At 70.4% G+C, this 24,530-nt stretch carries 22 protein-coding genes and 1 pseudogene; 18 read left to right on the top strand and 5 right to left on the bottom strand.

From position 1 onward, the window contains the following. The first annotated feature begins 70 nt into the window (after nucleotides 1-70). Nucleotides 71-577, top strand: coding sequence for a hypothetical protein (locus OG562_RS23070; protein WP_266400759.1), 507 nt, complete (start codon nucleotides 71-73; stop codon nucleotides 575-577). A gap of 14 nt (nucleotides 578-591) precedes the next feature. Here OG562_RS23070 and OG562_RS23075 read toward each other — a convergent pair whose 3' ends face one another. Next, the gene (locus tag OG562_RS23075) at nucleotides 592-2,487 is read right to left on the bottom strand and encodes an NAD(P)-binding protein (protein ID WP_266409474.1); all 1,896 of its coding nucleotides are present in this window, start codon (nucleotides 2,485-2,487) and stop codon (nucleotides 592-594) included. A 203-nt stretch (nucleotides 2,488-2,690) separates the two neighbouring features. Here OG562_RS23075 and OG562_RS23080 point away from each other — a divergent pair, with 203 nt between their 5' ends. From OG562_RS23080 to tyrS, 6 genes are all read left to right on the top strand, one after another. Then, nucleotides 2,691-3,815: a permease gene (locus OG562_RS23080; RefSeq protein ID WP_266400761.1), complete on the top strand. Its 1,125-nt coding sequence runs from the start codon at nucleotides 2,691-2,693 to the stop codon at nucleotides 3,813-3,815. Continuing rightward, entirely contained in the window at nucleotides 3,812-4,558 is a 747-nt protein-coding gene (locus OG562_RS23085) for a TIGR03943 family protein (RefSeq protein WP_266400762.1), read from the top strand. Before OG562_RS23080 ends, OG562_RS23085 begins: the two co-directional genes overlap by 4 nt. A 161-nt stretch (nucleotides 4,559-4,719) precedes the next feature. Then, on the top strand, nucleotides 4,720-5,169 hold the full coding sequence (locus OG562_RS23090; protein ID WP_266400764.1) for a DUF4254 domain-containing protein: 450 nt from the start codon (nucleotides 4,720-4,722) through the stop codon (nucleotides 5,167-5,169). Nucleotides 5,170-5,340: 171 nt separating this feature from the next. Next, a complete protein-coding gene (locus OG562_RS23095) occupies nucleotides 5,341-5,658 on the top strand; it encodes a hypothetical protein (protein WP_266400766.1) in 318 nt (105 codons plus the stop codon). Between the two features lie 4 nt (nucleotides 5,659-5,662). Continuing rightward, on the top strand, nucleotides 5,663-6,574 hold the full coding sequence (locus OG562_RS23100) for a glycosyltransferase (RefSeq protein WP_266400769.1): 912 nt from the start codon (nucleotides 5,663-5,665) through the stop codon (nucleotides 6,572-6,574). Between the two features lie 137 nt (nucleotides 6,575-6,711). Beyond that, entirely contained in the window at nucleotides 6,712-7,980 is a 1,269-nt protein-coding gene (tyrS, locus tag OG562_RS23105; RefSeq protein ID WP_266400771.1) for a tyrosine--tRNA ligase, read from the top strand. Between the two features lie 254 nt (nucleotides 7,981-8,234). Here the strand turns inward: tyrS and OG562_RS23110 are convergent. After that, nucleotides 8,235-8,423: pseudogene (locus tag OG562_RS23110) on the bottom strand (HAD hydrolase-like protein); the annotation flags it as partial. A 379-nt stretch (nucleotides 8,424-8,802) separates the two neighbouring features. Between OG562_RS23110 and OG562_RS23115 the strand changes: the two are divergent. The 4 genes from OG562_RS23115 (at nucleotide 8,803) to OG562_RS23130 (ending at nucleotide 14,176) form a co-directional block, all read left to right on the top strand. Next, the gene (locus OG562_RS23115; RefSeq protein WP_266400774.1) at nucleotides 8,803-10,311 is read left to right on the top strand and encodes a conjugal transfer protein; all 1,509 of its coding nucleotides are present in this window, start codon (nucleotides 8,803-8,805) and stop codon (nucleotides 10,309-10,311) included. A gap of 148 nt (nucleotides 10,312-10,459) precedes the next feature. After that, a complete protein-coding gene (locus OG562_RS23120; RefSeq protein WP_266400776.1) occupies nucleotides 10,460-10,753 on the top strand; it encodes a TcpD family membrane protein in 294 nt (97 codons plus the stop codon). A 75-nt stretch (nucleotides 10,754-10,828) separates the two neighbouring features. Continuing rightward, nucleotides 10,829-11,464 carry a hypothetical protein gene (locus OG562_RS23125; protein WP_266400778.1) on the top strand — a complete coding sequence of 212 codons (636 nt, stop codon included), beginning with the start codon at nucleotides 10,829-10,831 and terminating at the stop codon, nucleotides 11,462-11,464. Nucleotides 11,465-11,467: 3 nt separating this feature from the next. Continuing rightward, the gene (locus tag OG562_RS23130) at nucleotides 11,468-14,176 is read left to right on the top strand and encodes an ATP-binding protein (RefSeq protein ID WP_266400779.1); all 2,709 of its coding nucleotides are present in this window, start codon (nucleotides 11,468-11,470) and stop codon (nucleotides 14,174-14,176) included. A 9-nt stretch (nucleotides 14,177-14,185) separates the two neighbouring features. On the opposite strand, the gene OG562_RS23135 is transcribed toward OG562_RS23130, so the two are convergent. Both OG562_RS23135 and OG562_RS23140 read right to left on the bottom strand, forming a co-directional pair. Beyond that, a complete protein-coding gene (locus tag OG562_RS23135) occupies nucleotides 14,186-14,806 on the bottom strand; it encodes a hypothetical protein (protein ID WP_266400782.1) in 621 nt (206 codons plus the stop codon). Nucleotides 14,807-14,872: 66 nt separating this feature from the next. Continuing rightward, nucleotides 14,873-15,586 carry a hypothetical protein gene (locus OG562_RS23140; protein ID WP_266400784.1) on the bottom strand — a complete coding sequence of 238 codons (714 nt, stop codon included), beginning with the start codon at nucleotides 15,584-15,586 and terminating at the stop codon, nucleotides 14,873-14,875. Nucleotides 15,587-15,737: 151 nt separating this feature from the next. On the opposite strand from OG562_RS23140, the gene OG562_RS23145 reads away from it, so the two are divergent. The 3 genes from OG562_RS23145 to OG562_RS23155 are packed head-to-tail and all read left to right on the top strand — an operon-like array spanning nucleotide 15,738 to nucleotide 19,802. Then, nucleotides 15,738-18,620, top strand: coding sequence for a hypothetical protein (locus tag OG562_RS23145; protein WP_266400786.1), 2,883 nt, complete (start codon nucleotides 15,738-15,740; stop codon nucleotides 18,618-18,620). Continuing rightward, nucleotides 18,617-19,192: a hypothetical protein gene (locus OG562_RS23150; RefSeq protein WP_266400789.1), complete on the top strand. Its 576-nt coding sequence runs from the start codon at nucleotides 18,617-18,619 to the stop codon at nucleotides 19,190-19,192. Before OG562_RS23145 ends, OG562_RS23150 begins: the two co-directional genes overlap by 4 nt. 37 nt (nucleotides 19,193-19,229) lie before the next feature. Next, complete coding sequence (locus OG562_RS23155; protein ID WP_266400790.1) at nucleotides 19,230-19,802, top strand: hypothetical protein; 573 nt, start codon at nucleotides 19,230-19,232, stop codon at nucleotides 19,800-19,802. Nucleotides 19,803-19,833: 31 nt separating this feature from the next. Here the strand turns inward: OG562_RS23155 and OG562_RS23160 are convergent, their stop codons facing one another. Continuing rightward, nucleotides 19,834-20,769, bottom strand: coding sequence for a hypothetical protein (locus tag OG562_RS23160; RefSeq protein ID WP_266400792.1), 936 nt, complete (start codon nucleotides 20,767-20,769; stop codon nucleotides 19,834-19,836). Nucleotides 20,770-20,881: 112 nt separating this feature from the next. Between OG562_RS23160 and OG562_RS23165 the strand changes: the two genes are divergently transcribed. From OG562_RS23165 to OG562_RS23180, 4 genes are all read left to right on the top strand, one after another. Then, nucleotides 20,882-21,754, top strand: a complete 873-nt coding sequence (locus OG562_RS23165; RefSeq protein WP_266400794.1) for a hypothetical protein — start codon at nucleotides 20,882-20,884, stop codon at nucleotides 21,752-21,754. 203 nt (nucleotides 21,755-21,957) lie between these two features. After that, nucleotides 21,958-22,497 carry a hypothetical protein gene (locus tag OG562_RS23170; protein WP_266400797.1) on the top strand — a complete coding sequence of 180 codons (540 nt, stop codon included), beginning with the start codon at nucleotides 21,958-21,960 and terminating at the stop codon, nucleotides 22,495-22,497. 158 nt (nucleotides 22,498-22,655) lie between these two features. Further along, on the top strand, nucleotides 22,656-23,078 hold the full coding sequence (locus OG562_RS23175) for a hypothetical protein (protein WP_266400799.1): 423 nt from the start codon (nucleotides 22,656-22,658) through the stop codon (nucleotides 23,076-23,078). Between the two features lie 61 nt (nucleotides 23,079-23,139). Next, the gene (locus tag OG562_RS23180) at nucleotides 23,140-24,516 is read left to right on the top strand and encodes a MinD/ParA family protein (protein ID WP_266400800.1); all 1,377 of its coding nucleotides are present in this window, start codon (nucleotides 23,140-23,142) and stop codon (nucleotides 24,514-24,516) included. The last annotated feature ends 14 nt before the right edge of the window (nucleotides 24,517-24,530 follow it).

Consider the following 24,530-nt stretch of genomic DNA (forward strand, 5'->3'; position numbering starts at 1 on the left):
CTGGGCCGTAGGGCTCAGCATCTCGGACAGCCCAGGAGCCGGCCGGATCGGTCCTGGCTGAAGGAGTGTCATGACCACCATCGCCGTGACCGGGCACATGGATCTGGCCGAGGCGGGCGTGCCCCTGGTGCGCGACGCCTTGCGGGCGGCGCTCCAGCCGTACGCGGGGGACGGTCTGACGGGCGTCTCGTGTCTGGCCCGGGGGGCGGACTGTCTGTTCGCCGACGTCGTTCTGGAGCTCGGCGGACGGCTGGTGGCGGTGATCCCGTCGCGCGACTATCGGCGCAACGAGGTCGGGACGGAGCACGCCGCCACGTTCGACCGGCTCGTCGGGGTCGCCGACGAGGTGCTTGTCCTGGAGCACGGGATCGCGGACCGTTCGGCGTACGAGGACGCCAACCGCGTGCTGCTGCGCCGCGCCCAGCGGCTCGTCGCCGTATGGGACGGCGAACCCCCGAGCGGCAAGGGCGGCGGCACGGCGGACGCCGTCCTGGAGGCGCGTGACGCGGGGCTCCCCGTCGACGTGGTCTGGCCCGCCGGGGCCGCGCGGCGAGCCCGAAGCCTCACGGAGGAGTAGCAGGACATCCACCCCTACACCCCCGCGACCCCCCGCCCCCGCCGCCGCCCCAGCAGCTCCGCCAACCCCCGTCTGGTCGCCGCGAGGATCACCCGGTCCGAGTTGCGCAGGACGTAGGTGTCCGGCAGGTCCCAGAGGAGGCCGGAGCCGCCCTGGCCCTCTCGGCCGGTGTCCAGGGCCAGGATGCGCCAGTAGCCCGGGCGGAAGGCCTCGGCGACGGTCTTTCCCGTCAGTTGTGGGTGCTCGCCCACTCGTAGCGCGGCGAACATCAGTACCCGGCGTTCGACCGGGATCGCGCCCAGGATCTGGCGGCCCATCATCGCGCCGGCGAAGGACGGGGCCGAGAGATGGGAGACGCTTCGGCTTCGGGTCAGGGCCTGGGGGTGGGCGGCGCGCAGGGTGCGGTAGACGGCGGTGGCGAAGTCGTCGTCGTAGAGGCGGAGGACCACGCGCAGGTCGGGGCGCAGGGAGCGGGCGTACAGAGCCGCTTCGAGGTTGGTGGTGTCGGAGCTGGTCACCGCCAGGAGGGCGTGGGCCCGGTGGATCTTCGCGGATTCCAGGACGCCCTCCTGGGTGACGTCGCCCAGGACGACCGGGACGCGTAACCGGCGTGCGACCGCGAGGCCGCGTGCCTCGGGGCCCGCCTCGACGCAGACCACGGGGATGTTCAGTTCGCGCAGGCGGATCAGGACCCGGGTGCCGATCTTGCCCAGGCCGAGGAGTACGACGTGGCCGCCCAGGCCGCGGGGAGGCCGCCGTAGGGAGCCCGCTCCGCGGAAGGTGCCCATCGCTTCCAGCACCGCCGCCAGCAGCACCGGGAGCAGCAGCAGACCCACCAGGCCGGACAGGAGTTGGAGGATCTGGCGGTCGGTGGTCGAGCCGATGGCCGGGTCGTTGATGGAGAACAGGTCCAGGAGGGTCAGGTACAGGGCCCCGAGGGGGTGGATGCCGGTCGCCAGCCACAACGCCACCGCCAGCGCGAACACGCACGCCACCAGTCCGGCCAGCGAGAGCCGCAGCCGTCGCGAGAAGAGGGAGGCGAAGGAGGGGACCATGCCGACCCCTCGGCCGGATGGCAGCGCCGGGCCCGCGGAGTACGACACCTGCTCCAGGACGACGGATCCGCGCCGGCCGGCCGCGTCCCGTACCGCCGCTGCGTCCGGCAGCAGCAGCGGGCCCTGCTCGCCGCTGGCCTCGGAACCGTCCGCGAACGCCGGGTCGTTGGCGTTCGCGGAGAGCAGCGCGAGTGTGGCGCGGCCCGGCTCGGCGGGGTCCCCGGGCGCGGCCGGCAACCGTTCCACGGCCCGCAGCAGCAGGCCGTCCGTCTGGACGACCTTGCTGGTGCCGACGACGGCGGTCGCGGCCAGCGCGGGCGCGGCGGTGTCGGCGTCGGACAGTACGGTGGTCGAGGCGTCGCCCGCCGCCACGCCGTCCCCCGAGGCGTCTCCGGTGGCCAACGCGGCCGCCTGGTCCAGGAGTTCCTCGATGTGCTGCCCCAACCGCCGGTTGTAGAGCCGCAGGACGAGTCGCAGTCGGGGGTTGAGCCGACGGGCGGTGAGGGCGGCGCGGATGTTGGTCTCGTCGTCGTCGTACACGAGCGCGAGGGCGGCGGCCCGTTCCACTCCCGCCTCGGCGAGCACGGCCTCGGTGGCCTCGACCGCCTCCAACGTCCGCTGGCCGGTGGTGGGTTCAGTCGTCGCGAGCGGTGTGCCGTTGCCCGCGGCCCGGTTGACCGCCGCGCTCACCACCCGGTCGAGCAGCGCCGCCGACACCGCACGGGCCCGCCCGACGACCGGCGGCCGCACCGAGCGCTCGGCCGGCGGTACGACGAGGGTGACCTGCTCCTCGTACACCCCGCGCAGCTCGGCGGCGAGGCGGTGCGCCAGACCGTCGTCGCCGCACACCACCATGTGCGCGCCGGCGGCGCGCGGCGGCTGACCCTGCCGCGGCTGACCCTGATTCGGAACGCTCCCCACGAGGGAGAAGACTGCCTCACCGGGAGGGACGGTTCCACAAACGGAGTGAACACGACGGGCGGAAGTCCCGTATGAAAGGGGAGGGAATGCAAGAAACAGGCAACAAGGAGCACACGGAACCCGGAGGTGCCCGACCCGTGGCCATCACCAAAGCGGCCCCGCCGACGGGCGAGCGCACCGCACCTTCCGGGAAACGTCCGAAGGAGAGTCCACAGGGGCGTCCCGAGGAGTCTCCCGAGAAGTCCTCCGAGAGGTCTCCCGAGAGGTCTCCCGAGAAGTCCTCTGCGGAGTCGTCCCAGGAGTCCTCCGAGGCTCGGCGTCTCACCTCGCCGCTCGTGCTGACCACGCTCCTGCTGCTGATGGTGCTGCTGCAGAGCCCCATCCGCCGTGCCCTGTCCGCCCCGGTGATGCAGAGCTGGACGACGGTCTTCGTGGCCGTGGTGGTCCAGGCCCTGCCGTTCCTGGTCCTCGGGGTGCTGCTGTCGGCGGCGATCGCGGTCTATGTGCCCCCCTCCTTCTTCGCCCGCGCCCTGCCCTCCCGCCCCGCGCTCGCCGTCCCGGTCGCCGGGCTCGCGGGGGCGGTGCTGCCGGGCTGCGAGTGCGCGTCGGTCCCGGTGGCGGGCGCTCTGGTGCGCCGGGGCGTCACCCCCGCCGCGGCCCTCGCCTTCCTGCTCTCCGCCCCCGCGATCAACCCGATCGTGCTGACCGCGACCGCCGTCGCCTTCCCGCGCAACCCGGAGATGGTGCTGGCCCGGTTCGTGGCCAGCCTCCTCGTGGCCTGTGTGATGGGCTGGCTCTGGCAGCGCGTCGGCCGCACGGACTGGCTGCGCCCGCCGACCCACGCGCCGCACGAGGGCGAGACCAAGGGCGCGGCGTTCTGGGACTCGGTGCGCCACGACGTGATGCACGCGGGCGGCTTCCTGGTCGTGGGCGCGATGGCGGCGGCGACCCTGAAGGCGGTCGCCCCGCAGAGCTGGCTGCGCACGGCCGCCGACAACCCGGTGCTGGCGGTGCTGGCGCTGGCTGTCCTCGCCGTGATCCTGTCGATCTGCTCGGAGGCGGACGCGTTCGTCGCCGCGTCCCTGACCCAGTTCTCGCTCACGGCCAAGCTCGCGTTTCTGGTGGTGGGCCCGATGATCGACCTGAAGCTGTTCGCGATGCAGGCGGGCACCTTCGGCCGCGGCTTCGCGCTGCGCTTCGCCCCGGCGACGTTCGTCCTGGCCATCGCCTCGGCGGTGCTGACGGGGGCGGTGCTGCTGTGAACCGACAGTCCCAGGCGGCCGTCCTGTTCCTGCTCGGCGCGGCCCTCCTGCACGCCGGCACCACCGACCTCTACCTCCGCTACGTCAAGGCCGGCCTGCGCCCGCTGCTGCTGGCCGCCGGCGCGGTCCTGATCCTGACGGCCCTGGCCACGGCCTGGTACGAGCGCCGGAAGACGAAGCAGACGAAGCAGACGACGCACACCGGCGCAGACGCAGACGGCCACGTCCACGTCCACCCCGAACCCCGCGTCTCCTGGCTCCTGATCCTCCCCCTCCTCGCCCTGATCCTGGTCGCCCCGCCCGCCCTGGGCTCCTACAGCGCCACCCGCACCGGTACGGCCCTGCAGAAGCCCCTCGCCTACGCGGCGCTCCCCGCCCAGGGCACCCTCCGGCTCAGCGTCGTCGACTACGCGGGCCGTGCGATCTACGACCACGGCCGCACCCTCGCCGGCCGTCAGGTCCAGCTCACCGGCTTCGTCGCCCTGGACCACGCCGGCACGCCCTACCTCGTCCGCATGGCCCTCAACTGCTGCGCCGCCGACGCCCAGCCGGTCAAGGTCGCCCTGAGCGGCCACATCCCCCCGGTCCTCCAGCCCGACACCTGGCTGACCGTCACCGGCGCCTACACCCCCCGCAGCCTGCACGACCCGGTCAACGACGGGCCGATCCCCTTCCTCGACGTGACGAGCGCCAAGCCGGTGCCGACACCCCGGGACCCCTACGACGAGACGTGGAACAACTGACGCGGCGCCCCGGCCCCGGCGGCACTCCGGAACGGCCGCCGGGCGAGGGGTGGAGTTCGAGGAAGACTCGCGCGCTGTGATGACGGCGGGCGCATCCTGGCTCGACAGTCCAGACGGGCGACGTGGATGGTGCGAGGACGCTCTCGCCGGGTGCCGTTTCCTTGCTCGCCGGAGTTGTTGCAGCCTTTGGACCGGCTGCATGCGGTCAACACCGGCAGTGGGACGCCGAGGATCGAGTGCGGCAAGCTGGGGACACGGAGATTCCTGCCATCAAACGGGAGATCGACCGACTCAACAGCCTTCGCCATGTGCTCATCGAGCAAGTCGATCGAATCCTGGATCCTGCGTGGGGTGCGAACGAGGATGTGCCTCCACGCACGGAGTCGATCGGCTCGGCGCTTGACCGACTCTCGGTGCAGACGCTTCGGATCGTGCATACCGAGCGACTGGTCGGGGGTGGCGCTGGCGTGATGGAGCGCGTCGCGATTCTGCGTCGTCAGCGCGACGATCTGGTGTGGTCCATCGCGGTCGCTTGCGAGGATCTCGTGTCCGCTCGGCGGCGCACTCCCCGGCCTGAGCGCATGAAGCCTTACGGAAAGCCCGGGCGATGAGCACGGTCGTGCTGATCCTCCGAGGCGCTGTGATCCGCGACGACAATTGATTTCAGCGTCGCCGACGACCTGCTCGATATCCAGCACCGCACGCGCAGCCTTCCGCCCGGTCCCGGGTACGGCGGTATCGCCAGCCACGGCGACCTTCGTTGCCACTCACGCTGGTCGGACGTGCAGTGGGAGTACTTCACCGGTGCGATCGATCAACTCACACCCCTGCAAAGACAGACCCCGGCCATAGGAAAAATCCGCAGAACTATTCACGAGCCACGCCCAGACTTCGCTGACTGCATCGAGCAGGTTGCAGCGCCGCTGTGCGTCGGTCCAAAACGGCAGCGCGTGTTCGACCTGTACTCGGCGATCGCATGCCTCAAAATGCTCGCTCCCAGTCCCCTCAGCGTCGCTGGCCCTCCCTCCGCCGACAACCAGATCGCTGCCCGGCTCCGGACCTTGCTCGATGCCTTCGCCGCCACGGCCCACAAGGAGTAACGCCATGTCCGGGATCCTTTTTGCGAGTATCGACGAATTCACCCGCGAGGGCTTCACCCATGGCCTTTTCCTGCAAGTCCGCGAACTACTGCAACGCGCCATGACCCGAGGACACCCGGCTGGCCTCGTCTGTATCGCCCAACGTAAGAATCCCGGAATCGAACGCAGAACCAGAACGGTCCGGGGCTGCGCTGTCCGGAGCTACTACGACCTGATGCGGCAGGCCAGCGCGCACGCGGTCAGTCAGACCGTCGCCGACGCCTTCCACAGCCAGACCGGCGTGCCGGCGCAGGTGCTCCCCAACCTCCTCCCCGAGCGACGAATCGGTCGGGTGCCTCTGGGCACGGAGGGTCGGTTCCTGACATTGGTCAATCACCACCCCATCAAGGGCCGGCGTGTCTGGGACGCGCTCATTCGTCAACGCCGCAGCGATGCCTACCTAGTCGTGGAAACCTGGCCCGATGCCCCGGCGTACACGCCGCCCTTGCCGAACGTCCAAGTGGCACCATTCGCCCCGGATCCCACCACGATTTATAACCGCACCAGGATTCTGCTGGTGCCGTCCCTGGGTCCGGAAGGTCTCGCGCGAGTCACGCTTGAAGCAATGGAGTCGGGAGTGCCCGTCGTAGCTCACCGGATAGGCAGCCTGCCCGAACTCGGAAACGCCGCGATGTTCGTCGCCCCGCCACCGATCACGGGCTATGTGCTCGAGGGTAATGTGCTGTATCCGGTGATCTCCCCGAATGACATCAAGCGGGCCGTGCAGGCCTTCGGCCAGGCCGTCGACGCGATCGATCACGATGCCACGCTCAGGACCCGATTCGTAGCCGACGGCAAAGAACTCGTACGTGACTACCGTAATCACAGCGAAGCGGTCATCGGCCGACTGCTCGACGCATGGCTTGGGGCTGTGTGATCCAGGACACTCCTCATGTGGGGGTGGCCCGGCTGAAACCCTGTGTTCGGCCGCTGACCATAAAAAACAGAGCGGCCCGACCGGAGGACTACAATAGCGGCCATACTGACACGCGCGACTCAAGGAGACACGGGACCGTGACGGCCATCGTCGACGAGCTTCAGTGGCGCGGGCTGATCGCCCACGTCACTGACGAGGACGCATTGCGCAAGGCTCTTGCGGACGGCCCTCTCACGTTCTATTGCGGCTTCGACCCCACCGCGGCCAGCCTCCACGTCGGTCACCTGGTGCAGGTGCTCACCCTTCGTCGGCTCCAGCAGGCCGGGCACCGGCCGCTGGCGCTCGTGGGCGGCGCGACCGGCCACATCGGCGACCCTCGGCCGACCGCCGAGCGCACCCTGAACGCCCCGGCGACGATCGCCGAGTGGGTGACCCGGCTGCGGGCACAGATCGAGCCGTACCTCTCCTTCGAGGGCGACAACGCGGCGATCATGGTCAACAACCTGGACTGGACCGGGGACCTGACCGTGATCGAGTTCCTGCGGGACATCGGCAAGCACTTCCGGGTGAACAAGATGCTCACCAAGGAGTCAGTCGCCCAGCGCCTGGCGTCCGATCAGGGCATCAGCTTCACGGAGTTCAGCTACCAGCTGCTTCAGGCCACGGACTTCCTGGAGCTCTACCGGCGGTACGGCTGCACCCTCCAGACGGGCGGCAGCGACCAGTGGGGCAACCTCACGGCCGGTCTGGATCTGATCCATCGTCGGGAGCCGCACGCCGAGGTGCACGCGCTCGCCACGCCGCTGATGACGAAGGCGGACGGCACCAAGTTCGGCAAGACGGAGACGGGCACGCTCTGGCTCGACCCGGAGATGACCACGCCGTACGCCTTCTACCAGTTCTGGCTGAACACCGACGACCAGGACATCTCGCGCTACCTGCGCATCCTCTCCTTCAAGTCCCGCGCGGAGCTGGAGGAGTTGGAGAAGGTGACCGAGGAGAGGCCGCAGGCACGTACCGCGCAGCGCGTGCTCGCCGAGGAGCTGACCACGCTGGTGCACGGCGCCGACCAGTGCGCCGCCGTGATCGCCGCGTCGAAGGCTCTGTTCGGGCAGGGTGAGCTCGGCGAGCTCGACGAGGCGACGCTGGCCGCCGCGGTCTCCGAGCTGCCGAACGTCAAGGTGGGCGAGTTCGGCCTGGTCACCGATCTGTTCGCGGAGGTCGGCCTGGTGGCGAGCAAGTCGGCCGCCCGTCGCACCGTGAAGGAGGGCGGCGCCTACGTGAACAACGTGAAGGTGACCGCCGAGGATGCGGTGGTCACGGCCGACGAACTGCTGCACGGGCGCTGGCTGGTACTGCGCCGGGGCAAGAAGAATCTGGCGGCGATCGAGGTCACCGGAACCTGAAGCGGGCCGGGGGAGACTCGGCCGTGAGCGGGAGGACCACTTCCGGCTCACTGAGCCGGGCTGCACCAACCGCAAAGCAAAGCAAGATCGTCGGCATGAGCCATCGGACCGGTCGTGAGTGGGGCGACGGCCGGTCAGGTGCCGTGCCATTGACAGCGAGTCAGGCCGACCTCTGGAAAGGCCGTCGGCTGGGGCCTGCCATTTGCATGGTGGACATGTTCTCCTGGCCGTAGCGGGCGAGGTGTCGCGAGAGTTCAGTGGGTAGCGGTGACCGGCAGCTTGGGCAGGTCACGCATATCATCGAACAGGATGGCGCCTGGTCCTTCCAGTCGAGAAGCCGGCGTGACACCGTCGCAATAGCCGAAGCTCCGCATGCCGGCGGCACGCGCCGCTCGAACTCCGTATGCGCTGTCCTCGATCACCGCGCATCGCTCGGGCTCCACGTCCATGGGAGAAGGCCCGCAAACCGTGGCTCTCGTCCGTGCGGGCCGCGGCGGTCCAGCGGTCAGCCGGTCTGCGCTGTGGATGGCCATCATGGCGGTCAAGGAACGGACACCCGCCGGCAGCGCCACCCGCGAGACGGCGCTGATATCCGCTGTGCCGCCGTACCGACGGCGGCACAGCGGTCCGGAAGGCAGCTGGAAAACCCGCCATCTGGATCAGCCGCAGCATGTAGTCGGCGGCGTGCGCCGATGTGCTGTGGGCCACCGGCCTCCGCGATGTCTCGGACACAATCACTTGTGTATATACACATCGTAAAGTGACTGTCGGAGTATAGTGCTGTGTCTATACGTGTGGCTGGTGGCAGCGGAAGGGGGAGCCGTGGCAGTGCCGCCTCAGGGTGACGCTCCGCAATACGGCGGGGCCGCCGGGCAGCAGCCCGGCGGTCAGGGGCAGGGCCAGGGACTCGGGCAGGGGTCAGGGCGGCAGCAGGTGCCCGCCCTGACCGAGGAGATGCTGATCCGCAACAGCGGTGGCGGCAAGGGGCGTTCGCGGGGCTCGCTGCGCCGCAAGAAGCCCGCCGATCCGCCGGCGCCGCCCAACCCGTGGCTGGACGCGGCGGGTTCGGCCCCTGGCTCCGCCTCGAACGCCCAACGGGCCGCTCCCGCACCCGAGTCCGGGTCCGGGCCTGGGTCCGCTTCCGGTGACGGCGGCAAGGGGAAGAAGGGCAAGCGGTCCGGACAGGCCGAGGCGCCCACCGGCAACGGGTGGTTCCACAACCCCTTCGCCAAGCCCAAGACGGCCTCGTCGGCGGCCGACCGCTCGAACGTCTCCTCCGCCCAGATGTGGGCCGGACCGCGCCGGGGCATCCTGCTGCGCCGCATGCTGGGGCTCTTCGCCGTCCTGCTCCTGCTGTTCCTGTTCTCCAAGGTGAACGGGAAGGCGAGCAAGGCCGAGGTGCAGGCCGAGGTGGACGCCCGGCTGAAGTCCTCCGCCGAGGACTTCCCCCGCGGCTCCGCCGTGCTGTGGTCCGCGCCGCTGGTGAAGATCTTCGCCACCTACGACGTGCAGCACACCGACGAGCGCTCCCGGGCCCTCCAGCCGTACGCCATCAACGGCATCGACCAGCAGCTGGGTTGGAACGGTCAGGGCAAGCAGACCGTCATCGACCTGGTGATGAGCGACGACGTCCAGGTGAGCGGCAAGAACAACGCGGTCGTGCGGGCCACCGTGCAGGTCCAGGACGGTTCCTGGCGGTGTGTGGCGGTGCCGGTGTACACGGTGGTCCGGGGCGGGTCGACGGCCTTCGGGCTGACCGCCGCGCCGGTCTACGTGCCGTGCGCCGGTCTCACCTCGCCGCCCCAGGACACCGCCTCCAATCAGGTCTCCAACGACTCGGCGCTGTCGGAGACGTTGAAGACCGACCTGCTGCCGCCGTTCCTGGCCGCGTGGGCGCAGAGCGACACCGTCAACCTCGACCGCTATCTGCTGCCGGGCACGGTCTCCTTCGGCCTCGGCGGCGCCTACATGGGCTCCGGCGAGGGCGGCCGGCCGACGGTCGACAGCGTCTACGTCCCCTCGGCGAACGCGGGTTCGGGCGTGAGCGCGGGCCGTCGCACGGTCACCTTCACCACGACCCTGCTGAGCACCGACGGCAAGGCCGAGCAGACCTCCATGTACCGGGTCGTCATCGTCAAGAAGAACGGCCAGTGGTACTTCGCGTCGGACCCGACTCCCGCGGTGGGCGCGAACGGCGGCGACCAGGTGCCGAACGTGCAGCCCTCCGAGGGGACCGGTGACATGTACTCACAGAGTCCCGCTCCTTACCCCAGTGCAACAACATCTACAGACGTGCAACAGCCCACCCCCAGTGCATCCAGCACCCCGTGAGCACCGTCTATACATAGAGAGTGACTGCGGGGACGAGTGGCCCCAACGGGGGGAATCCGCGTGCCGCATCCATGTTGTGTATATACGATCAGCTCGCGCGAGTACGTAGCTCCATGCGCGCCACGCAGAAGAGGAACAGGACACCCATATGCTGAGCCAGCAGCTCCTGGCCACCGCCGCCGACATGCACGTCCAGCTCGCGGCCGCCGACGACATCACCAAGAAGACCAGCTCCATAGGCAAGGCCGTCCTTGCCGCGACCGTGGTGTTCGCCGTCGTCGCCGCCTTCTTCACGCAGGCGCAGCGCAAGTGGATGGTGGTCGTCACCATCCTGCTGATCGGCAGCTTCACCTTCATGATCGTCGATGACCCGAAGACGCTGCTGAGCGAGGGCGGCGACTTCATCAAGACCAACATCTGGGACCCGATCCTGAACCCGTGACCCGGCCTGCCGGGCGGCCCTCGGGGCCGCCCGGCGCCGGTCGTGCACGCAGAGATCACCAGGGGGTGAGGTGCGATGAGCGACGAGACCGTGACCTTGCGGGACTACACCGAGGCGTTCAAGGTCAAGAAGGCCCTGCGCAAGGTCGGCAAGGCGAACATCCCTTTGAAGGAAGGGCTGTTCGTCGACGACATCAAGATCTTCGCCGTCACCCTCTTCGTCTGGGTGATGGCCTACAACATGGTCTTCGCCCCGCCGATCAAGGTGCTGGCGCATCTGTTCGGCACGACCTCGCCCCGGGGCGTCCCCTATCTCTTCGTCCTCTTCGTGCCGCCGGTCTTCGCGGTGGCCGCCTCCCGGCGTCCGGTCCGCCACAACCTCGGCATCTTCGGCCTGGTGCGGGCGGCGGTACGGGACTGGATGGACGATCCCGTGCACCGCAAGGGCGTGCCCGTGCGCAAGGGCCACGGCCCGCGGTCGTACCGCGTCGTGCTGTGGCGGGCCCGGCCCGACCTGTTGCCGGGGCTCGCGCCCAGGACGCCCCTGCCCAACGGGTGGAAGGCCGTGCCCCCGTCGGCGGTACCCCCGCCCGAACAGCGTGACGCGCACGAAGAGCCCGACGAGCACGAATCGGCCGAAGAGCGCGAACACGCCGAAGAGCACGAACAGGCCGTGCAAGAACGGCAGTCGACCAGACCCCGGAAGGGCTGACAGGTGAAGAACGTCGTCTCCCGCCTCCTGCCGGACGGCTACCAGGCGCCGTCCCGCATCGGCTACCGCTACCTGGACGACGTGATCATGCTGGACGCCTTCGGGGCGTACACGCTGGTGCGGGTGCCGACCCGCAGCTGGGAGCTGATGAGCCCGCTCGACAAGCGGGCCGGCCTCGCCCAGGTGTACGCCGGGCTGTCCGGACTGCCCCGCGGGCTGGGCCACGAGACCCGGCTGATCACCACGGAGTTCCCGTTCAACGCGGACGCCTGGGCCGAGCGGCTGGACGAGCGCACCAAGCGCCAGGGCATCCCGGCGCCCGGCTGGCCCGGGCTGCTCTCCGACACCCGCGACCGCATCAACGACGCCGTCTGGCCCGTCAAGCGGGTCTACCTCGTCGTCCGGCTCGGCGACCGCGCCTCGTACAACGGCGCCTGGGGCCGCGCCCAGCGGGCCTGGGAGCGGATGCGCCGGCCGCTGGACCTCGAGGACGAGATGCCGCCCCTGGACGAGATCGAGGTGTGGCACGACACGGCCCGGGACATCCGCAACACCCTGGCCGGGTCCCCGCTGCGCGGCCAGCCGGTGGGCCGGCAGGAGGCGGAGATGCTGCTGCTGCATCTCACGCATCCGGGACTGCACGCCCCCGACCCGTCCGCCGTCGCCCCGCAGCGCTACGGCCCCGGCGAGCTGCAGGCGCTGTGCGGCGGCGAGGTGACCCGCGAGCCGCTCGGCCGGATCGGCAAGTACGACTACAAGTGCCTGCGCCACGAGACGGTCACCGGCACGTCGTACCAGATCTGGTTCGCGCTCTCGCTCGGGCCGGAGGAGATCAACTTCCCCGGGACGCTGTGGCTGCACCACAAGGACGCGCTGCCGTTCCCGGTCGTGCAGTCGATCGGCTTCGAGATCCAGGAGCTGAACGACACCCGCAAGGACGCGGACAAGGCGCTGCGCAACGTCGAGGAGCAGTTCTTCAACGACAAGGAAGCCGGCGTCTCGACCGACCTGACTTACCATCAGAAGCGGGAACTGGCCACACAGATGAAGTATCTCGTGGACCACCACCGCACCCCGTTCGTTCGGATGCGCGCCCTGTTCGGCGTCGCCGACACGGACAAGGACCAACTCCGCGAGAACGCGCGGGATTTCGTACGGTCCATGCGCGAGGCCGGGTACACGGTGGACGGGCCGCCCACCCACCAGAAGTTCTTCTTCTACGAGTCGCTGCCCGGCGGCCGCCCCCTCGACAGCGACTACATCCGGCGCGTCCCGCTGGACTACCTCGCCGCGGGCATGCCGCACATCTCCCCGGCGGTCGGCGACGGCGAGGGCCTCTACCAGGGCTACACCATCGGCGCCGGCGGCCAGCCCGCCGAGCCGGTCTTCGTCGACCACATGCTGTACGCGACCCAGTCCCAGCTCGCCCCGACCGAGGGCGTCCCCGGCGACCCGGGCGGCGGCAAGACCGTCAGCCGCGGCCTCAAGCCGGTCTGGGAGGACGCGCTGCGCGGCATCACCCAGGTGATCTGGGACCCCAAGGGCGACTACCTGGTCCTGAAGAAGTACGCGACGGAACTGGGCCTCAACCCCGACAAGATCATCTGTGTCAACGTCTACGACGCCGAGGCCGGCATGCTCGACCCGGCCGCCCAGGCGGAGACCCCGGAGGACGCGGCGCAGCTGATGCGCGAGACGCTGCTGCGGCTGGTCCCCGACCTGCTGGCGGGCCAGAGCGGCAGCGACTTCGGCGACGTGATCCGGCAGGCGGTCGGCGCGGCCATCAACGAGGGCAGCGGATCGACGTACCTCATGCGGGTCGTGGAGATCCTGGAGGCCTGGGAGAAGCTGCCGCCGTCGCCCGGCAACATCAACCAGGAGCGCTGCCGCCAGTTCTCCGGCCCGCCCGCCCGCCGCTACCGCGAGGTGTCCCGCACCCGGCTCGGCCAGCTGGTCTTCGGCCGGGCCCCGCAGCCGTTCCGCATCCCCGTCGGCTACACGGTGATCTTCTGCACGCTCGGTCTGCAGATGCCGGACCCGGGCAAGCCGCCGGAGATGATGTCCGAGCGCGAGCTGCTGTCGGACGTGATCTCGGGTCTGATGGCGGACAACACCTGGAACATCATGGCCACCCTCGACCCGGCGATCCCCAAGGCGATCACCTGGGACGAGTGGCACACCAGCAAGGACAACCCGCGCGCCCGCACCCTGGTGGACCGGATCAAGCGCCTGGGCCGTTCCCGCAACACGTTTCTGCGGCTGATCTCGCAGTCCGCCGGGGACTTCGACTCCAGCTTCGTCACCGGTGTGTGGGCCTTCGGCACGACGTCCAAGGACGAGGCGTTCAGGACCTGCGAGTTCCTCGGCGTCGAGCCCAACGACGCGAACGTGGGCGCGGTGCTGTCGCTGAGCGGCGTCGGCAAGGGCGTCTGCGTGTTCAAGGACCGCACCGGCAAACTCGCCCGGATGAAGGTGGAGTTCATCCACGACTTCGTCCTCGACATCTTCGACACCAACCCGGAGAAGGACCCGGAGAAGATGACCCGCATCATCGCCGAGATCTTCGGCGAGGAGGCGGCCGGCGCGCGCCGGGAGATCGAGGCGAAGAAGGGCGGCGGCACGGCGGAGGGCGAGGAACCCGCCGGGGGCGACCTTCCCGCGCGGGGAGAGGACGACGATCCGGTGCCGCCGGCGGCCTATCTCGGCGTGTGAGCAGAGCCCTCAGGAAGCGGAGGCGGCTTCGGTGGCGGAGGTGGAGTCGTAGGTGATGCGGCCGATGGTGCTGTGATCGGCGTCGGTGGCCGGGCTGCCGAGCGCCATGCCGCTGAGCTGCTTCCCGTCGCTGGTCTTCACGGTGAAGGTGAACTTGTAGGGCCCGTCGCCCGTGACGGGCTCGCCGTACGCGTCGACGACGGTGAGGGTGTCGGCGAGGACCGTGCCGTCGTGGGTGAGCGCCTTGAAGAACGTCTTCTTCTCCGTGGGGTCCATCTTCCCCGGGTAGACGACGGAGGTCCCGTCGGAGCCGCGGTTGCTCCAGCCCGGGTCGCCCGAGTCGCGGGGCGTGTAGATGAAGTCGGTGGTCCAGTACTCCGGGTCGTCCGACATCCAGTTGCGGTACTTGCCGGTCTCCGGAGTCCGCAGCGCGGTGAGGAGGTTGACCACTTGCAGCCGCCAGGGCGCTTTGAGATACGGGTCCGCCTGCACGGTCGGGGTCGGCGAGGCGGACGCGCTGCTCCTGCCGTCGCCCTTCCCTCCGTCGTCTCCTCCGCCGCCGCAGCCCGACAGGACCAGCCCCGCCGCGACGGCGATCACCGCCACCGCCCTGGTTCGCTGTGTCTTCACCGTTTTCGGCGTCTTCAGCACACCTTCTCCGTTCCGCGCTCAGGACATGTTCGTACGGTCATGACGTCAGCCCCCGGACCCGGCGGCGCCCTTGGGATAGACGAGGCGCAGGATCACCGTGGCCCCGGAGGGTGTGGTGTACCCCTCGGCCTCGCCCCCGAGCGGGGCGTCCGTCCCGCGCACCCCGACCGTGAAGGTGAGCGTCCAACTGTCGTCCGTGCCGCGGTAGCCGGTGACGTCGAGGTCCGCCGGGTCGACCTTCCCGTCGCGGGAGACCGCGCCGAGGGCGGCTTCGGCTTCGGCGTCGGGCAGGTCGTGGTAGAACACGCGGGCCAGGCCGTCGTGCCGGTCCGCCGTGCCGGGGTCGTCGGGGGAGAGCGGGGTGTAGGTGAGGCCGTCCGTCTCGGCGGTGGCCCCGGGGAACCAGCGCGCGGAGTCCTTCTTCACGGCGTCGCTCAGGAAGGCGACCAGACCGCTCCGCCAGGCGTCGGCTGCCGCGCTGCCGGTCGTGTCGCCGCCGGTGGCGGAGGCCGAGGAGGCGGGCGTGGCCGAGGTCTGCGTGCCGGTCCCGGAGGTCCCGGAGGTCCCGGTCCCGATCGTGTCGGGGACCGTGGGCATGGAGTTCTGGGCGATGACAAGGCCCCCGACGACGTAGAGCGCCATCAGGCCGAACAGGCCGCTCAGGAAGATGAGTACGGGCTTCGCGCCGCGGCGCAGATTGTCCAGGGCGGCCTCGTGGATCGAGGGTTCACCGTCCCGCCTCGGGGTCCTCTGCCCCATCGCCCGCCCCCCGGTGCCCCGTCCGCGCGTCGCCTTCGTACGCCGCCTTCATGCGGCCCTGAAACCAAACCAGTTGTGTCAGACCCGCGTGCTAACGTCTCTAGCGTATATACACATCGGGTGAAAGTCCTAGGAGCCACGGGGGATCCGCATGGCCATCGCCTCGACTGCTGAGGCACGTACCCGGCTGACGTCCTTCCGGGACGTACCGGCCTCGAAGCGACCCCGGCCGAGCACGCGCGAACGGCGCGTCCGGCTGCGGAAGATGCGGCGGCGGGCGGTCATCGTGCTGCTCGCCCTGATGTCGACGGTCACCCTGTGGTTCAGCATGGCCACACCGTCGTTCGCCCTCGAGGACGACATCAAGGCCATCTGCGGCCCCTTCGACGTCCCCTCGCCGCAGGCCCGCGGCAGCGGCCTGGAGTCCTTCCTCGGCACCGACCAGGTCGACCGCAGCGTCAAGGCGTCGGAGCTGGAGACGTACGTCCCCAAGGCCGACGAGTGGCCGTACAAGGGTCCCAAGCCCTCCTACCACCGCTACGGCATGGCTGGCCTGGAGTGGAACGCGTTCGGCTGGACGCCCGGCTGCTTCTCCATGAACCGCTGGGCCCTCTTCCTGCCGAACGGCATCTTCAACCTCTCCAAGATCTTCGCCCTGTTCACCATGGCGCTGGTCGGCTGGTCCTTCGGCAAGGACCCGTTCAGCTTCCTCCAGGAACCCATCGCCAACGTCGCCGAGGCCATGTCGAACATCGCGGCCCCGTTCCTGGGGCTGGTCGGCGCGCTCGGCGGCATCTATCTGGGCATGAAGAACCTGGGGCCGAACGGCAGAGTGACGGCCGTCCTCAAGGGCTTCGGCTGGATGCTGCTGATAGCGGGCCTGTTCTTCTGGTTCCAGGCGAATCCGGTCGCCGCCGGCTCGAAGATCAACTCGCTGGTCGGCTCGGTGACCGCGACGGGCTACCAGTCCCTGGCGAAACTGCCGTCCACCGGCCGCGCCGACACCTCCCTGTGCAACGAGGACTCCCAGGCCGAAGCCGCCTCCTGCGTCCAGGACGCCCTGTGGACACCCCTCGTGTACACGCCCTGGCTTTACGGGCAGGTGGGCAACAGTCAGGCGGACACCGACAAGTGGGGTCCCGCGATGCTCAACGCCCAGTTCGTGGGCGTGACCGCGGACGGCAAGCTCGACGCGAAGGGCGTCGAGGTCATCAGCCAGATCGCCAACTGGAACGGCACCAGCAACGAGGTCGGCAGCGACAGCAAGTCCGGCAACATGGCCTGGGACAAGAAGTACGTCGACAAGGTGCCCTTCCTCAAACTCTGGGGCAACGACCTCTGTCACGAGAACGACCAGCACAACTTCCGCATGTGCTTCGGAGGCAAGGACAGCAAGAACCTCCAGTGGCTCAGGGGTTCGGACGAACGGCACGTCAAGCCCGCCGACGAGGCCGTCCTGCGGATGGCCAGCGGCAACGACTTCACCGCCCGGCTGTCCGCCTCCGCGATGAGCGTCCTCGGCGGCATCATCATCAACTCCAGCGTGTACTTCATCTGCGCGATGCTGCTCGCCGCCAAGCTGGGCGTCTTCACGCTGATGATCTTCGCGCCGTTCTATCTGCTGCTGGGCATCTTCCCCGGCCCCTCCCGGGTCGCGGCGATCGCCCTGGGCGAGCTGTTCCTCATCAACGTCTTCCGCCAGTGCGGCTGGGGCCTGGGCCTGGTGATCGTCACCTATATGGACACCATGATCCTCGCGCCCGGCGGTGACCACGGCTGGCTGCTGAAGATCCTCACCTGCGCCCTGATGACCGTACTGCTGGGCGTGTACGCCAAACCCGCCATGCGCGCGCTCTCCGGCATGGCGATGGGCGACAAGCAGGCCGGCCACCAGATCGTCGGCGTCGGGGCCAACCTCGCCAAGCAGACCGCGCAGCTCGCCGGCCAGGCCGGCCTCGCCATCGCCACCGGCGGCGCCAGCGCGGTCGCGGGCGCCAGCGGGGCGGCCGCGGCGGCCTCCGCGTCGGGGCAGACGCTGTCGGCCGGCGCCCGTATGAAGGCGGCCGGCCAGGGCCTGCTGAAGAACGCGCCCAACCTCGGCAAGCGCACCCGAGCCGGCCTCGGCAAGCTCAGCGACGCCAAGGACGCCGGCAAGTCCGGCTACGAGGAGGGCCAGGAGCGCGAGGAGAGGCGGGCTTCGACCGATCTGCTCAGCAGGAGCACCGCGGCGCGCGAGGGACTGCAGCGCAGGCGTCAGCAGCGGGCGCAGCAGCCGGGGCACGAGGCCGCGGTGTCGGCGATCGCGCACCGGCGCAGCATGGGCGACACGGCCGGCGCGGACGCCATGGAGCGCGAGCACTTCGACGCGTTGCGCGACCCGCGCACCGGCATCCGTCACCAGGACGACCCGCAGCACCCCAACAACCTGCGGCGCAGCGCGACCGGCGGCATCGACGAGGCGCGTCGCGTCCGGCCGGCCGAGCGCGGCGAGGACCTGCTGTCCCGCAACCAGCTCACCCCGCAGCAGGCCTCGGGCAACCTCGACCGGGTGCTGGCGATGTACGACAACAACCCGGCCAACATCGACCGCAGCCATGCGGCGGGCGAGGCCCTGTGGCGGCTCTCCGGTCAGGTCAACTCGGGCAGCCTGTACACCGACGTGGAGCGCCGGGCCGCCTCGGAGGCCGTCGCCTCGCACGGGGTGCCGGACCGCATCGACGCGGTCGGCCGGGCCGCCAACGTGCAGGTCAGCGTGGACGTGTTCCAGCGCGTGGCGCACGAGCTGCCGCCGCAGCCCACCAGCCAGACGGCCACGGCCGACGGACGGCTGCAACTGCTCCAGCGCGTCGACGCGATCGCCGCGGAGATACCGGTGGCCACCGCCCTGTCCTCGGCGCTCAACGACCTGCGGGGCGTGCTGGGCAACGCGGAGGCGACCACCCAGCAGGTGCAGTACGCGCTCACGAACGTGCAGCAGGCCGCCGGGGCCCCCGTGCCGAGCCAGCCGAACACGAGCTCGGGCGGTACGCCGTGACGCACCGCGGCCGCAGGCTCGCGGCCCTCGCCATCCTGCTGGTCGTGCTGGGTCTGGTGCTGAACAACATCAACGCCCGCACCCGCGCCACCCAGCAGGCGGCCGCCGAGGAGGCCAAGCCGGCCACCCCGGCGGCCCGCCCGCTGTCCCCGCTCTACGTGCCCCGCCCGGCGTCGCTGATCTCCGGCGGGTACGGCGGCTCGCTGAGCAGCGAGTCGTCCCCGCAGGAGGTGGCGAAGGCGTTCGCCGGGGCGTACGTCAAGTACGACCCCGACAGCGGTACGGCGGAGGACTTCCTCGCCGGGCTGCCGCGCCTCGCCCCGGACGCCCGGGACAAGGTGCGCCCGCAGCTGGCCGAGGACTGGGACCGCTATCTGTCCCAGATCGGCGGCGGCGCCACCGTGGCGTCCGTCAGCGACCCCGACCCGACCGCCCAGCAGAACGGCGAGGCGGAGCTGACGGTCATCATGGACACGCAGAACGCGGACCAGGGGACCCTGAAGATGAGCCTGGTCATGACGAAGGGCGACATCGGCTGGGAGGTCACGACGGTGACCCTGGCGGGGGAGTGAGCGAGGGAATGAGCCGGGGAGTGAGCGGGGGAGCGGGATGAGCAGGACGGCGTCGGCGAAAGCCCGGCAGAAGGGGAAGTCGCGGAAGGGCGCGGGCACGGGTACGGGTTCGGCGGGCAAGCCCGGTCGTGCGGCGGGCAAGCCCGGTCGTGCGGCGGTGAAGGGCGCGTCGGGCAAGGACGCCCCGTCGGCCCGTGGCGGCCTCCTCGGCCGGTGGCGGGCCAGGTCCGGGCTGACCTCCCCGCTGTTCGAGCACCTGAAGGTCCTCTTCGCGTTCCTGATCTGGATGACTCTCGTCCGCCAGCAGGCCGAGGTGATCGCGGACTGGTGGCTGTACTACGCGCAGGCGATCGTGGCCGTCGGGGCGCTCGCCTTCGGCAGCGTCGTGGTGGTCTACGCGTTCCCGCCCCGCACCGCCCGCTGGCGCACCCTGGCCTGGACCTTCCTGGCCTCCACCGTCGGCGGCACCCTGACCTACGCCGTCCTCGGCGGCCGCGCCGGCCTGCTCGGCGCGCTGATCTGCGGGGCGCTGGTGCTGTGGGCCCGGGCCGAGGAGAACGCCCGGCGCGCCGTACGCCGCCTGCGCGAGCGACGGGCGCGCCGGAGCTGAATCTCCGTCGGGCCGTAGATCTGCCTGGCCGTCAGGCCGGGAAGCGGGCGGCGATGTCCTTGCCCCGGGGAGTGTCCGGGTCGGGGGACTGCTGAGCCAGCTCGATCAGCTCGTCGAGGTTGAGCACCAGGCCCTCGTCGTCCACCGCCACGCGCTCGCGCACCGCGAGCAGGCACGAAGTGCGGTACGCCTTGGGCCAGTTCCGGTTGATGTTCCGCCACACCGACACCGAACCCTCCTCCCAGGCGACCCCGACCGTCGCCCGGGGCGCCGGGGGCTCGGCGGAGGGCGCCGGGGCGGCCTCCGGGACCGGGACGGGCGCGGGAGCCGGGGCCTGGACCTGGGCTGGCGCCTGGGCCGGGGCCTGGGCCGGGATCGGCGTCGGCGCGGAAGCCGACTCCGCCGGCCGGTGCTCGTGTACCGGCGCGGGGGCGGGCTGGTGCTCGTGCACCGGGGCGGCTACGGGCTGCTGCGGCGCGCGGGCGCTGCTGTGCGTCGCGGGGGCCAGGACCGCTCCCGGCTCGCGCTCGCCCGAGTCGCTGATGTGCAGGACGCGCTGCGCGCCTGCCTCGCCCGGGCTCAGCAGCAGCCGGACGCCGGCGCCGATGAGGGACTGCGCCCGCTCCAGCACGTCCCGCGCCCTGCGGCCGGTCAACTCCTCGGTGTGGAAGGTGTACTCCTGCCCGGGTCCGCCGTCCGCGCCCGGCACCCGCACCACGAGCCGGGCTCCGGCCCGCCCGCCGTCGACATGCGCCTGGGCCAGCACTCCGGTGACCGGCGTGCAGGTCGAGAGGGCCTCGGCCAGCCGCGCGGTCGAACCGCCCGGTGCGGACATCAGCCAGAGGTCCACGGCGATCCGCTCGACCTCGGCGAGCCAGACGTCGTAGGGGCGGTCGCCCGCAGGGCCGACCGCCGAGACGGCCAGGCTGACCCAGGCGGTCATGCCCACCCCGTTTGCGTTGCTCATCAGATCCCCCTCTGATCCCCCTCGCTAGTGTCAATACACAGTCTACTGTTCGCGGGGCCCGCCCTATCATGGTCGGGAACCACGAAAGGGGAACCACGAAGGGGGGCTCACGATGACCGACCCGGCCGCACAGCGGGAGACAGGGCGCGAGACCCCGCAGCTCACCATCGTGGTGTACGCGGACGGACGGGCCAGCGTCGGCGGAGTCCCCGTTGTCGTTCCGGACGGCGGCGACCTGGCCGCCGTGCGCGGTGCGGCGCTGAGCACCGCCCTCGGGATGGCCGTGCGACAGGGGCGGCCCCTGCGGGCCCTGGCGTTCGAACCGGACGGCTCCACCTGGCCGTTGCTGCTCCATCCGGACGGACGGGTGGAGGAGGACGCCGAGGCCGCCGAGCACGATCCGTCCGGCCGCACCGGCGGACGGACCCCGCCCGCAGGCGTTCCTACGGCGCTGCCCGCGTCCCCCGCCTCACCGCGCGGCCCGCGCACCCAGACCATCGTGCTCAACGCGCAGTGGTCGGACGCCGTGGAGACGCCCGAGGCGCCCGAGCGCTTCCGGGACCGGCTGGCCCGGATATCCGAGGCGGGCGGGAGCGGCCGCATCGAAGCCGCGCTCACCCTCGCCGCGGACCTGGAGCGCGAGGTGGCCCTGCTCTTCGGCAGCTCGCATCCGCACGTCCTGCAGGCACGGGCGGTGCGCGCCCACATCATCACCCTCGCGAACGACTGGACCCGGGCCGCCGACCTCTATCTCGCCCTCACCGCCGACTGGTTGGAGCTGTCGGGCGACCGCAGCGCCCAGGTTCGGCAGTGCGCAGCAAACGCTCACTACTGCTGGTTGCGTGTCACCGACCCCGAGGAGTACGAGCGTATCGGCGAGGCTGTTGTCCGGATCTGGCTGAAAGTGCCCGGCACCGAACCTCAGTTGCGCGCCGCGCGACGCCATCGTGACCAGCTCAGAAGCCGGGACTCGCTGGGGCGCTGACACCGGCCGCACGGCTCTCACCTGCTTTTTTACGCAGGGGTGGATACCGGCGACGACAAGACTGATCATTGATGCGCACTCAGAGTCGTGCTGTGTCACAACGGTTACTTCGTGAGACCGATTTGCTGCCATGATGTTCTCCGGAACGGAAGTTGCAGCAGTAACTTCCACGCCTTCATTGCCTGTTGTCGGGGGAGCCAGTCATGAAGCGAAAGAATGCCGTGCGCGGAAACACGCACGGTTCACTCGTGCTCGACGTACGGGACCGGGAATGGTCCGCGCGCATGACGTACATACTCGATCAGGCCGGTCCCGCGCTGCTGCTGTCGCTGCCTCGCGGCCTGTTTCTGGCGCACGATCAGGAGATGAGCCAGGCCGGCGCCGGGACGGGCCCGCAGCTGGAGGACGACGTCGAGTACCTGTCGGCCGTGTGGGGCTTCACCCGGCTCGACGGAGACCAGACGACCGAGATAGCGGACACCCCGCTGATCGGCGTCCGGCCGGCCGAGGAAGGGCTCGCCGTGGATCTCGCCGGCTATCCGTGGCTGTTCGTCGACGGACTGCCCACGGTCCCGGAGGAATGGACGCGGCCGGCGGCGGGATCGGAGGCGGAATCCTCCTGCCTGCTCGGGATCTGCTTCGGGGTGGACCTGCGGGCGCCCGACGCGGACATGCTGTTTCTGTCGGAACTGGGCAGTGGAAACGCTGCTTTGGGACAGGTGAATGTCGTGAAGAGGATGTGAGGAAGCCATGACATGGTTGTGCCGAATGCCATGAGGTAGTGTCTGTACATACTTGCAATTACGCAGGTGTGGAGCATGTCCCATCTCAAGTCGTCGGTCGATTTACTGGAGAGGCGATGAGCACTTCGGAGATTCCTCGACGGTCGCATCGCCGACGGATGGTGACGTCCAAAGCGGCGCTCACCCGACGCCCCGACGGGGTGGACGAGGGACAGGCGCTGCCCGGTGAGCTCGAACCCCTCGAGTGGACATCCAACCGCGGCCCCATCACCGAGGCCGAGGCGCTCGGCGTACTGCGCCGACGCCGGCGCAACGAACTGAGCCAGGCGCCCAAACGGCAGGGCGCCAAGCGCCCCGAGGTCCCCTCGGAGCTGCCGCCGGAGGACGCCCGCAAGGTGCCGGTCGTCAACCGCTTCCCGGCGCGCTACCTGGCCATGGCTCATGCCCGCGCCGAGGTCGAGGGGACGAACCTGACCGCCATCCTCGAAGAGATGCTGGTCAAGTACGCAACAGGCAAGCCCACCCGGCCGCAGACCGTCAGCCGCCGACTGCTGTCCTTGTACACTCGCAAGGAGGACTAGGACCGCGATTCGGTTGACGGTTTGGGGCCCGGCCGGGCACTGAACGGTGGGGGAGAACAGCGTGACCGAGAACAGCGCCTTCGGCGCGTCGTCGGCCGCCGACCAGGACGAAGACGAACTGCCCCCGAGCCACGCCCGAGTGCTTCCGACGCCGTCGGCGCCGCCGAGCCCGATCCCCGGACCGAACCCCGCCCCCGGACCGAACCCCGCCCCCGGTCCGGCCCCGGAGTCGACGCCGCTACCGAACGGCGCGTCCGGCGGGCCACAGCAGTACAACGGCGGCTCCGCCCCGCAACCGCTTCCCGCGCCGCTGCCGTACGGCGCACTGCCCGGACCCGGTCCGACTCCCGGACCCGGCCCCGGTCCCAGCCCCGCGCCGTTGCCGAACGGGGTCGCGCCCGGACCGGCTCCCGCTCCCGCGCCCCTGCCGGACGGCGTGGTCGGCCAGGACCCGGCGCAGCAGGCCGCGTCCGCCAACCCCTACGTCGCCGCCCAGCCGTATCCGGGGCAGCCGTACAGCGGCCAGCGGCCCCCGGCCGCCGTCGGCGACGCCGACCCCCGGGGCGGCTTCCTGCGCTGGCCCGGCCGGGGCGGGCGGCCCTCCGGGCCCGAGCAGCAGCGGCTCGCCCGGTTGCAGACGCCGGTGGCCCGGCCGTACCGGGTCAGCGTCACCAGTATCAAGGGCGGGGTCGGCAAGACGACGACCTCGGCCATGCTCGGGCTGACCTTCGCCCGCTACCGCGCCGACCGCACGGTGGTGATCGACGCCAACCCGCACGCGGGCACGCTCGCGGACCGGCTGCTCGGCGAGCGGATCATGCCGACCGTACGGGACCTGGTCATCGCGGACCGCCGACGGCGCGAAGGCGTCGGCCAGGGGCTGGTCGAGCCGGTGCAGATCCACCAGTACCTCGGCCAGGCCGACCGGTTGATGGTCGCGGCGAGCGAACAGAACCCGGACATCAGCGAGTTGTTCGACGAGGACCAGTACCGCACCGCGCAGGACATCCTCACCCGGGCCTTCGACATCGTCATCACCGACAGCGGCACCGGCATGAAGCACTCGGCGATGAAGGGCACGCTGGCCACCACCGACCGGCTGGTCGTGGTCGCCGCGCCGCGCTACGACGCCGCGCGCCGCGCCGCGAAGACCCTGGACGAGGTGTACGCGCAGGGCTATCCGCACCTCGTGCGGGACGCCGTGGTGGTGATCACCATGGACGCCCCGAAGGCCGTCGGGATCAACATGAACACGCTGGTGGACTACTTCCAGCAGCTCTGCACCCATGTGGTGCGGATCCCCTACGACCCACAGCTGTACGCGGGCGGCACGATCCGCTACGACCAGGTGACGTCCGCCACCCGCGGCGCGTACATGGACCTCGCCGCCCTTCTCGCCGACGGCTTCGGCAACATGGGTCCGGCACAGCTGCGTTGAGCGAACAGCACGTC

It is taken from the genome of Streptomyces sp. NBC_01275 (assembly GCF_026340655.1).
Taxonomy (GTDB): Bacteria; Actinomycetota; Actinomycetes; order Streptomycetales; family Streptomycetaceae; genus Streptomyces.